This is a genomic window from Paucidesulfovibrio gracilis DSM 16080 (assembly GCF_900167125.1).
Taxonomy (GTDB): Bacteria; Desulfobacterota; Desulfovibrionia; order Desulfovibrionales; family Desulfovibrionaceae; genus Paucidesulfovibrio; species Paucidesulfovibrio gracilis.
Genome location: NZ_FUYC01000006.1, coordinates 60838 through 73577, shown reverse-complemented (window position 1 = coordinate 73577; position 12740 = coordinate 60838). Strand labels below are relative to the sequence as shown.

Sequence of the window (12740 nt, the reverse complement as noted above, 5' to 3'; positions counted from 1 at the left end):
CGGTCCGGCCGCGGCCACGTCGAGGCGGACCAGGAGCTGAATCCAACAATCATGGACCTCTACGATCTGTTCTTTTACATGGCCATTGGAGCGGGTTTTCTCATGGCCTTCAACCTTGGGGCCAACGATGTAGCCAACAGCATGGCCTCGGCCGTGGGCGCCCGGGCCATCACCGTGCGTCAGGCCGTCTTCATCGCCGGGACGCTCAACTTTCTGGGCGCCGTGGTGCTCGGATCCCACGTGACGGCCACGGTGAGCAAAGGCATTATCAACTCCGCGGAAATAGGTGATCCAAAACTCATGATGGTGGGCATGTTCGCCGCGCTCATGGCCGCGGCCATATGGGTGCTCATATCAACGCTCACCTCGCTCCCGGTCAGCTCCACCCACTCCATTGTGGGGGCCATCATGGGCTTCGGCATCGTGGCGGGCGGACCAGGGGTGGTCAATTGGCTCAAAATGGGCGGCATCGTCATGTCCTGGATCATCTCGCCCTTTTTCGCCGCAGGCATCTCCTACTTCATCTTCTCCCACATCCGAAAACACATCCTTTACAAAAAACACTTCATTGAGCAGGCCCGCCGCTGGGCACCACGCTGGGTGGCACTCACTGCCGCATTGGTGATCTTTTCCTTCCTCTACAAAACCCCCGTGGGCAAAGGGCTTGGACTGCATTGGAGCCTCTCCCTGCTCATGACCCTGGCGCTCTCGGTCTCGGTCTGGCTGGTGGTCCGCGCCCTGCTCCGCCACATGGTCATCGATGCCGAGGCAGGCGCGGAAGCCGTGGAAGGCGTGTTCCGCAAAATGCAGGTGGGAACCTCCTGTTACGTGGCCCTCTCACAGGGCGCCAACGACGTGGCCAACGCCATCGGTCCGGTGGCCGCCATCTACCTCATCGCCAAGCAGCACGTGCTCCTGCCCAAGGCAGACGTCCCCATCAGCATCCTCATCCTTGGCGGGCTGGGCATTGCTCTGGGCATCACCGTGCTGGGCCACCGCGTCATGGGCACCGTGGGTGAAAAAATCACCACGCTGACCAACACCCGCGGTTTTTCCGTGGACTTCGGCGCGGCCAGTACCGTGCTGGTGGCCTCCAACATGGGACTGCCCGTTTCCACCACCCACGCAGCCGTGGGCGGGGTTGTGGGCGTCGGCCTGGCGCGGGGCTTTTCCGCCGTGGACTTCCGGGTGCTCGGCCGCATTGTGCTCTACTGGGTGCTCACCGTACCCATCGCGGCCTTTACCAGCATCGCACTGTTCGTGGTCATGCGCTGGCTCTTCCTGTAGCCTGTAACCTTTTTTTACGAAGGAGAACCATATGTCCCTGCGTTTACCCCTTTTCGGACTGCTTTCCCGCAAGTCCCCCATGAGCGGGCTTGTGGAGCACTATGACAAGATCAGTGAGTGCATCAACATCATCAACGACTCCATGGAATGCTACGTCACGGGCGGCACCTGCCGCGAAATGGCGGAATTGGCCGACGCCATCGCCGAGGTGGAGCGCGAGGCCGACGCCATCAAGCGCCGCATCCGCAACCACCTGCCCCGGCAGCTTTTCATGGCTGTGGAAAAGGTCACCTTCCTGAACTACACCAACAAGCAGGACAACATCCTGGACTCGGCCGAAGACGCGCTGCAATGGCTGGCCATGCGGCCGGTGACCATCCCGCCCGATTACAAAGGGGACTTCATCGGCCTGCTGGACGGCGTGGACCGCTCCGCCACCCTGCTCGGCCCCGCGCTCAAGGCCACCATCGCCTTGGTGGAGGGCCGCTCCATCGACCGCGAAGGCACCAAGGACACCTATCGCCGGGTCTTTGACAGCCGTTCCCGCGTGCGGGATCTGGCCAATGAGCTGACCCGGAAGATCTATAACTCCGACATGAACTTCAAGGACATCTACCAGCTGATCCACTTTGTGGACTGCCTCAACGAGATGTCCCACAACTGCTCCAGCTGCGTGGACGTGCTCCGGGCCATGATCGCCCGCTGACCACGTTCCCGGCCATCGGCCGCCGAATCAACACAGGGACCGCCGGAGAGTTTCGGCGGTCCTTGTTGTTTGAATCCATGCCCCTGCTTTGCCCGTTCTTTCTCCCTTGCGACGCACGGCATGGGCAGGCGTTCCATTGCCCACGCCTTGCCAGCACGCCCGATCTGTTCTCACTTGGTTGTTTTTTTCCTGATTTTGTATATTATATAAAGTAGCCGCCATTGGCGGGCGCGATCCGCCAAACGGTCGCCGTTGGTCCCTTTTCTCCACGGACGCATGGTCTGTGGAGAAAACACGGCTCTTTCACAACCGAGGGGGATTGTTATGAAAATCGCTCAGGTCGCGCCGCTCCATGAGAGCGTGCCGCCCAAACTCTATGGCGGGACCGAGCGCGTGGTACATTTTCTGACCGAGGAACTCGTGCGTAAAGGGTACGATGTGGCTCTGTACGCCAGTGGAGATTCGCACACCAGCGCGGAACTGCGGCCCTGCTGCGATGAAGCGCTGCGCCTGGACCCGCAATGCCAGAATACCCTGGTGCATCACGTGCTCATGCTCGAACGCGTCATGCAGGATTCCAGGGAATTCGATATCGTCCACTTCCACATGGACTACATCCATTTCCCGTTGCTGCGCCGTTTCGACCTCAACGGACTGACCACCTTTCATTGGCGGCTGGATCTGCCTGATTTTCTCCCCTTTGCCAGCGAATACACGGACCTGCCCGTGTCCTCCATTTCGCTTTCCCAGCGGCGGCCCCTGCCGCAGATGAACTGGGTGGGCAACGTCTACCACGGTCTGCCCCGCGACCTGCTGCAATTCCACCCCGGTCCCGGCAGATATCTGGCCTTCCTGGGACGTCTCAGCCCGGAAAAAGGCATTGAGGAAGCCGTGGATATCGCCATTCGTTCCAAAACCCCCTTGAAGATCGCGGCGAAAATCAACGATTTTGAGCGGGACTACTATGAAGAGGTGCTGCGGCCCCTGTTCCGGCACCCCTTGGTGGAATTTCTGGGAGAAATCGACGAGACCCAAAAGAACGAATTTCTCGGCAATGCCTCGGCGTTGCTCTTCCCCATCCTCTGGCCCGAACCATTCGGGTTGGTCATGATTGAAGCCCTGGCCTGCGGCACGCCGGTCATTGCGTTTCCACAAGGCTCGGTTCCCGAGGTGCTGCGCCACGGCGTGAGCGGCTGGCTCGTGGACGACGTGGATTCGGCCGTGGACGCGGTGGGCTGCCTTGGTCTGCTCAGCCGCAGCCGGTGCAGGGCCGAGTTCGACCAACGCTTCACGTCGTCCGTCATGGCCGACAATTACGTGCGCATCTACAAGCACCTGCTCAACAGCCGCAAGGAGTCCGGGAGTCGCCAATGGAAGAAATCATCAAGGTTGCCGGTGAATACTACGTTCTCGCCACGTCCTCACTAGCCGACGACCGCCGCCGGGTTGTCAAATACGCCAATACCTTTGCCGTATTCGACCGCTTCGGGGACATTCAGCCCATCGGCCTGGCCGAGCAGGGGCTGTACCACGACGGCACCCGCTTTCTCTCCTGCCTGGAATTCCAGATTGAAGACGTACGTCCCCTGCTGCTCAGTTCCAACGTGACCCGCGACAACATGCTCGTTACCGTGGACCTGACCAATCCGGATATTTTTCTGCAAAACGGCGGCATGATTCCACGCGGCTCCATCCATGTGCATCGCAGTAAATTCCTGCACGGCGGGGTTTGCCATGAACGCTTCCACATCAGCAACTACGGGCTGGAGGATCTTCAGTTCCAGGTGGCGGTCAAATTCCAGGCCGATTTTGCGGACATCTTCGAGGTGCGGGGGGAACGGCGCACCAAACGCGGAACCTCCTTGCCCACGTCCCAACGGGACCGGGGCGTAACCCTGGCCTACCAGGGGCTGGACCAGCTGGACCGACGCACGGAGATTGATTTTTCGCACGAGCCAACGCACATGGACGACCATGCGGCGCGCTTCCTCTGGAGCATTCCGGCCCGGGAGAGCGAGGACTTCGAGATCACCACGGCCTGCCATACCTCGGAACAAACCCAGCCGGTCTGGGGCTTCGACAATGCCCTGGAAACCACCCTGGACAACGTACGCGGCCTCTTTGAACACGAATGCGTGGTCCACACGTCCAACGAACAATTCAATGAACTGATGACCCGCTCGGTTTCGGACCTCTCCATGCTTCTGACCCGCGAAAACGGCACGCTCTACCCCTACGCGGGCATCCCGTGGTACTCCACACCGTTCGGGCGGGACGGAATCATCACGGCATTGGAAACCCTGTGGCTGAACCCCGATGTGGCCCGGGGCGTGCTCGACTATCTCGCCCAGCGCCAGGCCACGGAATTCAACGATGGGCAGGATGCGGAACCGGGCAAAATTCTGCATGAAATGCGCTTCGGCGAAATGGCCAACACCGGGGAACTGCCCTATGGACAATACTACGGCAGCGTGGACGCCACCCCCTTGTTCGTGGTCCTGGCCGGGCGATATCTGCGCCGCAGCGGGGACCACCACTATCTGCACCGGCTCTGGCCCGTGATCGAAGGGTGCCTGGACTGGATCGACTCCCACGGCGACATGGACGGCGACGGGTTCATCGAATACCAGCGCCGCACAGACTTCGGGCTGACCAACCAAGGCTGGAAGGATTCCGCAGACAGCGTGTTCCACGATGATGGAACGCTTGCCACCGGTCCCATCGCCCTGGTGGAGGCCCAGGCCTATGCGTTCATGGCCAAAAGCGAAGCAGCGCGCATGGCCGAGGAACTGGGCATGCGCAAGGAGGCCATGCAATGGCACGTTCAGGCCCGGGAAATGAAAAAACGCTTTGAGTCCACGTTTTGGGACAAGGAAATGGGCGGCTACGTACTGGCCCTGGACGGCAAAAACCGGCCCTGCCGGGTCAAATCCTCCAACATGGGCCATGCTTTGTTCGCGGGCATTGTCTCGCCCGACAGGGCCAAACGCGTGACCCGGCTGCTCATGGGACGTGAATTCAACTCGGGATGGGGACTGCGTACCATTGCCAAAGGCCAGCCACGGTACAACCCCATGTCCTACCACAACGGCTCGGTATGGCCGCACGACAACGCCCTCATTGCCCAGGGCATGGCCCAATACGGCTTCAAGGAGGAGGCAGCCCACATCCTGGGGATGATCTTCGACACCAGCCAACAGGTGGACCAGCATCGACTGCCCGAATTGCTCTGCGGGTTTGAACGCCGCCCCGGAGACGGGCCGACCCTGTACCCGGTGGCCTGCTCCCCCCAGGCCTGGGCCGCGGCCGCCACCATCTCGCTGCTGCAATCCTGCCTGGGCATCTCCGTGAACGGCGCCCAGCGCCGGGTTTATCTGACCAAACCCGTACTGCCCCCATTTCTGCACATCGTACGTATCAAAGATCTGCAAGTGGGCGACGGCAGCCTGGACCTGCTCTTTGAGAGGCATGAACACGATGTCTCGGTCCGCATTGAACGGCGGCGCGGTGACGTGGGCCTGACCCTGAACAAATAGGTACGCTCCGGTCCTGTCCTGGAGTACCCACGTTGCAGCAAACGGATTTACTTTGCGCAATACCGTGGGTACACTGCACGGCACCGCGACAGTCGTTGCCGCATGCCCTTGCCGTTTCCCGGCCTGGGTACGAATTTACCGCAAGGACGAAACAGATCCCCCCATGTGCTGCTCCCTTTTACGTCATATGAAAAAAAAGAACTGCCCGTGCCGGTGGCAAGGCAGTTAAGCGCTTCTTGTTGTTTTTGTTGATGTACTGATCAAAATCCAACAAGGAGAACGCAATGACGTTGAGTATCGTCCTGTCGCTGCTCGCGACGGGCGCGGCTGTCGGTTTTGCCTCCGGGCTTCTTGGAGTCGGTGGCTGCTTCATCATGGTTCCGGTCCAGTTTTGGGGCTTGAAGGCAATGGGCATCGCCCCGGACATAGCCATCCGTATCGCTTTCGGCACCAACCTGATGGTGGTTTTGCCCACGGCCCTGAGCGGGGCCATGGCGCATCATAAAAAAAATGCTGTTGTCTGGAAGGCCGGGATCATCCTCGGACTCACAGGAGCGGGCGGCGCCTTTATCGGTGCCTGGATTGCCTCCATCCTGCCGGCCAAAATCCTGACCGTCCTCTTCGGCCTGGCGGTCATCCTGGGCGGTCTGCGCATGCTCACGGCCAAGCCGCCCCAGGCTGCGCAAGCGCCGGTCCAGCGCCTTGCACCGTATGTGCTTTGGGGAATCCCCCTGGGCATTGTGTCCGGATTGATCGGCATCGGCGGCGGCGTGCTGATCATCCCCATCCTGGTATTTTGCCTGGGATTCCAGATGCACCAAGCCGTTGGAACTTCCACGGCCTTGATGATCTTTACCGCGGTGGGCGGCGTTCTCTCCTACCTTGTGCATGGATGGGGAACCCCGGGCCTGCCGCCGTGGTCCACAGGATACGTGAACTGGCTGCAATTCGCGCTGCTGGCCGGTTGCAGCATCCCCATGGCCGTGGTCGGGGCGCGTGCGGCGCACCTCCTGCCGGCAAAACAACTCAAGCAGGTCTTTGTCCTGGTCATGTTCTACATGGGATTAAAGATGACCGGCGTTTTTGCCCTGCTTGGCCTGCCGCTCTAATCCCATAAGCCAGCCGACTCTTCCCGGCAGGGTCGCTCTTCACGCGGCCCTGCCTTTTTTCCAAACAACCACCCGCCCGCAACAGGCACGGCGTCCCCCCGGTCCATGCCCTGCCGCCACGAACCCAAACACGAAAAGCACGCCGTTGCCCTCAAACATACTGTCCCAGCAATGGATACAGGCTGCTGCTTCCGCGCGTATCGGGAAAATCGTCCCCTGTTTTTTAGTTGAAATTGAATCTCAAATTCATTAGAGATTTACGTGAGCGGCATACCCCACCTGCTCACGACATCTCCGTCGGAAGCGGCGGACACGATCTATCAACACATGGAAACGACGTACTCACTGACCATAAATGAAAAAAACACGAGACACGCTTCACCCCGCCACGCCGCTGCTGCCCACGGGAAATGCCCGGCACACGGCAAGGCTACGGATCCCCCGGTTCAACCACCTGACAAGGATGCACCATGTTTCGAGATGACCTGACCTGCGGCGCGCCTCTGACCCAGGAAACCATTACCACGGCATTGCACGAATTTGCCGAATCCCTGGGAACGGCAGTGGATGCCCGCGACCACCATACACGCAAGCACTCCGAGGAAGTGGCCCAGGTTGCCTACGGACTGGCCGTACGCATGGGACTTTCCACGGCCCACGCCGATGTGATCCACGTGGCCGCCCACCTGCACGACGTTGGAAAAATCGGTATCCCGGACGCCGTATTGTTCAAGCCCGGTCCACTGACTCCGGCGGAATGGGCCATGCTCAAACGCCACCCCGCCATTGGCGCGGAAATCGTCCAGCCGGTGCAGGCGCTTTGCCGCTGCGGTATCCGGGAAATCATCCTCCACCATCACGAACGGTGGGATGGACAGGGCTACCCCCATGGTCTGCACGGCACGGAAATCCCACTCGGAGCGCGGATCATCGCGGTGGCGGACAGCCTTTCCGCCATGATGCAGCGTCGCCCGTACCGCAAGGCCATGCGATTTTGCGAGGCCCGGGAGGAAATCCTGCGATGCGCTGGTACGCAGTTTGACCCCAATGTGGTGGCCGCGTTCGAACGCAGTGCTTCCATGATCGGCCAGCTCATGGAAATGCTCAGCGACTAGCCCACCCGGATCCGGTTTGCGGTTCCCGGCAGGGGACCATGTCCCCCCTCAATGCTCTCTCAAGTCCCTACTGCCTGCGTGCTGCGCCACGCCGACATCCAGTTGCGACGTTCCCGCTTTGACCGCCACGAAACGAGGAGCGGCCCGGCTCCCCCCTGCAAAGGGGAACCGGGCCGCCGACCTGGAGAGGTGAGGTAGTACCTTGTATTCTTAGTGGTCGCAGGTGTTCGCGCCGGTCTGGAGCGAGCCTTTCATCCACTGTTCCAGCACTTTTTCCGGCTCCTGGGAGGGAGCGCCGACAATAACCTGGACGCCCTCGTCCTTGAGCAGGGATTGGGCCTTGGCCCCCATGCCTCCGGCGAGCACCAGGTCCACGTTCAACCCGGCGATCCACTTGGGCAGGACGCCCGGCTCGTGCGGCGGCGGGGTTTCGCTGGTGCTGGCCACCACGCTGCCCAGTTCCGTGTCCACATCATAGACCGCAAACTGTTGGCAGTGGCCGAAATGCTGGCACAACCGACCCTCGGCAATGGGCAGAGCCACACGCAGCGCGCCGTTGTTCTTGGCCAGGCTCTTGGGCGTGGGCAGTTGGTCCGCGGCAGGCTCCTGCAGGCTGTCCGCCAGCTTGAGCATGGGCTTGACCACCCGTCCCAGGGCTTGGGCTGCCGGGCTTTCGTGCTCCACCTTGACATAGGGGAAGCCCTCGTCTCCGGAGCGGGCCACTTCCGGTTCAATGGGAATCCGACCCAAGAAGGGCACGTCCATCTCGCGGGCCAATTGTTCGCCGCCGCCGGAATTGAAAATGTCGTACACTTTGCCGCAATCCGGGCAGGCAAAGCCGGACATGTTTTCCACGATGCCGAGCACCGGGTTGCCCACCTGCTTGCAGAAGGTCACGGAACGGCGCACGTCGTCAATGGCCACGCCCTGCGGGGTGGTCACGATGACCGCGTAGGCGTCGGGTCCGATGGTCTGCAGGGCGGAAAGCGGTTCGTCGCCGGTTCCGGGAGGGCAGTCCACAACCAGGAAGTCCAGATCGCCCCAGGCCACGTCCCGCAGGAACTGGGTGATCAGGCCCATCTTCACGGGACCGCGCCAGATCACGGCGTCGTTCTTGTTGGGGAGCATAAAGCCCAGAGACATGACCCAAAGATTTTTGCTCCAGGACACCGGCTCAATGATTTCCTGGCCGATATGGGGCTGCTTGTCCTGCAGGCTGAGCAGCCGGGGAACGCTGGGACCATGGACATCCACGTCCAGCAGACCCACCTGTTTTCCGGCCTGCGCCAGGGCCACGGCAATGTTGGTGGCCACTGTGGATTTGCCCACGCCGCCCTTGCCGGAAAGCACCACGATCTTGTGCTTGATGCGCGAAAGGTTGGTTTTCAGCTTCTGGTCTTCCGATTCACAACCGGAACAACCGCCCGCGCCTTGTCCCGAGGAGCAGCTGCCGCATGCGTCACTCATGATCTTTCACTCCTTAGAAATTTGTATGGTCCGGCCGCCCACGCCCGAAGCGTGCAAGGCGGCCCGGCTTATGTAATCATCACGATCCCGTTGTCAATGCATGTCGGGATCCCTTGGAATTGCCGACCCCGGCCTACCAGTGTCCTTCCTTGTCCGGTCCGTCCGCGGGAGCGAGCTTCCCGGCCTTGTAGGCCTCCAGATTCTCGGCAGCGGTGCCGCCCTGGCCCAAAAAGACCTGAATGCCGCCCTTTTCCAATGCCATAAACGCCTTGGGTCCCATGTGGCCGGTGATCACGGCCTTGGCGCCGGTGGCGCCCACGGTCTGGGCGGACTGAATGCCCGCGCCCTGGGGCAGGCTCAAATTCTGCTCGTTGTTCACGTATTCATCCGCACCGGTTTCCAGATCATAAATCAAAAATCCGGCAGCGCGCCCAAAGCGGGGGTCCAGTTTGCTTTCCAGGCCCGGGCCTTCGCAGCTGATGGCTATCTTCATGGTTTCTCCTTGGTTGAACGTCTGTTGTTCGGGCATGGGAGCGGGCATTTGGCCGCAGCACGTACCTGCGGTTCCCATTGTGGGGATGACCGCACTTCGCGACCGGCGACCAGCTCCCGGTCCCTGGGGACCATGCCCCAAGCCATGCCCACGCCCATATCCGCGCCCCGGTCCGTTTCCTCGTCCGGGTCCGCAGTCCTGGCCCGCACCGTTGCGACGACAACGGCAACCGGGCATGGTCAATTGTTCAAGCGTGTTCTGCCGCACAGCGGCGAGCACTTCGTCCACCCGGCCACGCAGCCAGGGCCGCAGTTCCAGCCCTGCCGCCTCCAGGGAGTGGCGAACACCGCCGCACACCCCGCCGCAGATGACGAGATGAACCCCGCAGGCCAATATGGCGGATGTCCTGTCCGTTGGGTCCTTTGAGGGAAGGGATACATGGCCTGCGGGGGTAATATTGTTCTCGTCGTCCAGGCGATACAGCCGGAACTCACTGGCGTTTTCAAAGACCGAGGCTAACCGGTCCTGGTAACATGCTAAACAGATAATCATACTTCCGACTCATCCGGCTGGACGTGTTGCTCCAGAGTTTGGTTTCGCTTAAGCACCGGCTGTGCCGAAGCAAACAAAATCAATGTATTTCAAACGACTAAACAGAATCAGGCCATCGCGCGAGCCAGAAGCAAGACAGAGAATGCGCCCGCGCAAAACTCGCCAAGGCGAATTATACGCCCACATTCTTGCAACGCCCCAACATACGGCGCAGCGTATCCTTGGAAATGCCAAGCTCCCGGCAGGTGGCCATTTTCTTGCCCTGGTTGCGCTTGAGCGCCCGCAGCACGGCCCGGCACTTGATTTCCTCCAGGGTGCCGCCCGGTTCGAAGATGTCTTCCTCGGAGGGCCGGTTCGGTTGCAGGTTTTCAGGGAGATGTTCCACCTGGATGAACCCCTCCTGGCAGAGAATAAAGGCGTATTCCAAAATATTTTCCAACTCGCGCACATTGCCCGGAAAGTCGTGCCGCAGGAAGATGGAGAGCACGTCCTCGCTGACGCCTTCCACCTGACGGCCCAGCAGGGCATTGTGGCGCTGAATAAAATGGTCGATGAGCAGGGGAAGATCCTCACGCCGCTCCCGCATGGGAGGCAGGCGCAACGTGACCACGTTCAGCCGGTAGAACAAATCCTGGCGGAATTCCCCGGTGGCCACGCGTTCTTCCAGGTTCCGGTTGGTGGCGGCCACGATGCGTACGTCGGTTTTGACCGGCTTTACCCCGCCCAGCGGCTCATAGGTGCGCTCCTGCAACACGCGTAGCAGCTTGACCTGTAAATTTCCCGGCAAATCCCCGATTTCATCGAGAAAAATGGTCCCACCGGCCGCCAACTCAAACCGGCCGGGCTTGTCTTTTTTGGCGTCGGTAAAGGCGCCGGCCTTGTACCCGAACAGTTCGCTTTCCAATAAATTATCGGGAAGTGCGCCGCAGTTCACGGCCACGAACGGTCCGTCCCGCCTGGCGCTGAGGTTGTGAATGGCGCGGGCGAACAATTCCTTGCCCGTTCCGGACTCCCCCAGCAAGAGGACCGTGGCTTCACTTTTGGAAATCTGGGGCATGATTTGAAAAATTTTGGTCAGCCCCTGGCTTTTGCCCACGATATCCTCAAACGTATAAGATTCCGAAACCTTTTGCCGCATGAGATGAATCTCGGTGAGATCGCGAAAGGTTTCGACCCCGCCGATCAACTCCCCGTCGGCATTGCGCAGGGCCGAGGCAGAGATGGACACAGGCACTTTTTCACCGTCGGACCGCAGGATGAACTTGGACTTGTTGACCACCTGTCCACCGCTTTCCAGGCATTCGCCCAAGGCGCAATTCCCGTCGCACAGGCCGCTGCGGAGCACCTCCCAGCATTTGGCGCCCAAGGCGTCCTCCTGGTCCGTACCTGTGATGCGCGCGGCCGCGCTGTTGAAGTAGGTGATATTCCAGTCCCGATCCACCGTGAATACGCCGTCCGCCAGGGAATCAAGCACGGCTTCGCAGGGGAGGTTTTGAGGAAAAGGCATGTATCGCACTCCATAAGCTAAAAAAATCTCCGCCCATGACATGGACGCACAACTCGCCCAGTGTCCCTTGCTGTCCACGGGAAGTCAAGGCTCAAAACACGCCCTGCCATTTCCCGGCCATGACCCAAGAAGTGGCCTACACGGGAAAACCACCGTCAGTTCCACTGGAAATCCGGGCCGCCAGAATTTGACAGGTCCGGGCCGTGAACATCCGCATTCCGCCGTTCCAACCACCTGTCCACAAAAAAAGCCGACCCGGAATCCCGGATCGGCTTACTGTGTACTCCCTGTGGAGCGCTTTATTTCTTCTTGGCTTCACGCGCCTCACGCAACCAGTCATACCACGGCTCCAGTCCCTCGCCGGTACGGCAGGACACGTTCAGCATGAGCAGGTCTTTGTTCAACTTGGCGGCATGGCGTCTGGCGCTGTCCACGTTGAAATCGACATACGGCAGCAAATCCACCTTGTTGAGCAGCATGACGCTGGAGATGTGGAACATCAGGGGGTATTTTTCGGGCTTATCGTCCCCCTCGGTCACGGAAAGCAGGGTGATCTTGTGATCCTCGCCCACTTCGAACTCGGCCGGGCAGACCAGGTTGCCCACGTTTTCCACAAACAGGATGTCCAGCCCCTCAAGATCCAGGGATTTGAGCGACTCGCGCACCTGGGAGGAATCCAGATGGCATCCGCCCTCGGTGTTGATCTGCACGGCCTGGGCGCCGGTTGCGGCCACACGCTGCGCATCGTTCACGGTCTGCAAATCCCCCTCAACAACGGCCATTTTGAACTCGTCCTTGAGGTCCGTGAGCGTACGTTCCAATAGAGACGTTTTTCCGGCTCCCGGGGAACTCATGAGGTTGAGCACGAGAATGTTCTTCTCGGCGAACAGAGCCTTCAGCTCATCGGCAACGCGGTCGTTGGCTTCCAGCACATTGCGTACGACAGGTATCTCCATGATTATCCTCCT

At 60.4% G+C, this 12740-nt stretch carries 10 protein-coding genes; 6 read left to right on the top strand and 4 right to left on the bottom strand.

Features of this window, described 5'->3' with window-relative positions; translation table 11 throughout:
• The first annotated feature begins 51 nt into the window (after window positions 1–51).
• The 6 genes from B5D49_RS08295 (at window position 52) to B5D49_RS08270 (ending at window position 7753) form a co-directional block, all read left to right on the top strand.
• Window positions 52–1287 carry an inorganic phosphate transporter gene (locus tag B5D49_RS08295; protein WP_078717290.1) on the top strand — a complete coding sequence of 412 codons (1236 nt, stop codon included), beginning with the start codon at window positions 52–54 and terminating at the stop codon, window positions 1285–1287.
• A gap of 31 nt (window positions 1288–1318) precedes the next feature.
• Complete coding sequence (locus B5D49_RS08290; RefSeq protein ID WP_078717221.1) at window positions 1319–1993, top strand: DUF47 domain-containing protein; 675 nt, start codon at window positions 1319–1321, stop codon at window positions 1991–1993.
• A 324-nt stretch (window positions 1994–2317) separates the two neighbouring features.
• Entirely contained in the window at window positions 2318–3421 is a 1104-nt protein-coding gene (locus B5D49_RS08285) for a glycosyltransferase family 4 protein (RefSeq protein WP_078717220.1), read from the top strand.
• The gene (locus B5D49_RS08280) at window positions 3364–5529 is read left to right on the top strand and encodes an amylo-alpha-1,6-glucosidase (RefSeq protein WP_078717219.1); all 2166 of its coding nucleotides are present in this window, start codon (window positions 3364–3366) and stop codon (window positions 5527–5529) included. The genes B5D49_RS08285 and B5D49_RS08280 overlap by 58 nt, the downstream gene beginning before the upstream one ends.
• 284 nt (window positions 5530–5813) lie before the next feature.
• Window positions 5814–6638: a sulfite exporter TauE/SafE family protein gene (locus B5D49_RS08275; RefSeq protein WP_078717218.1), complete on the top strand. Its 825-nt coding sequence runs from the start codon at window positions 5814–5816 to the stop codon at window positions 6636–6638.
• Between the two features lie 470 nt (window positions 6639–7108).
• A complete protein-coding gene (locus B5D49_RS08270) occupies window positions 7109–7753 on the top strand; it encodes an HD-GYP domain-containing protein (RefSeq protein ID WP_078717217.1) in 645 nt (214 codons plus the stop codon).
• Window positions 7754–7963: 210 nt separating this feature from the next.
• Here the strand turns inward: B5D49_RS08270 and B5D49_RS08265 are convergent, their stop codons facing one another.
• The 4 genes from B5D49_RS08265 to hypB form a co-directional block, all read right to left on the bottom strand.
• A complete protein-coding gene (locus B5D49_RS08265) occupies window positions 7964–9220 on the bottom strand; it encodes an iron-sulfur cluster carrier protein MrpORP (protein ID WP_078717216.1) in 1257 nt (418 codons plus the stop codon).
• 133 nt (window positions 9221–9353) lie between these two features.
• Complete coding sequence (locus B5D49_RS15110) at window positions 9354–10265, bottom strand: NifB/NifX family molybdenum-iron cluster-binding protein (RefSeq protein ID WP_327083015.1); 912 nt, start codon at window positions 10263–10265, stop codon at window positions 9354–9356.
• A gap of 172 nt (window positions 10266–10437) precedes the next feature.
• Window positions 10438–11772 (bottom strand): sigma-54 interaction domain-containing protein, encoded by a 1335-nt coding sequence (locus B5D49_RS08250; RefSeq protein ID WP_078717215.1) that lies wholly within the window; start codon window positions 11770–11772, stop codon window positions 10438–10440.
• Between the two features lie 299 nt (window positions 11773–12071).
• On the bottom strand, window positions 12072–12728 hold the full coding sequence (gene hypB, locus B5D49_RS08245) for a hydrogenase nickel incorporation protein HypB (RefSeq protein WP_078717214.1): 657 nt from the start codon (window positions 12726–12728) through the stop codon (window positions 12072–12074).
• Window positions 12729–12740: the final 12 nt, after the last annotated feature.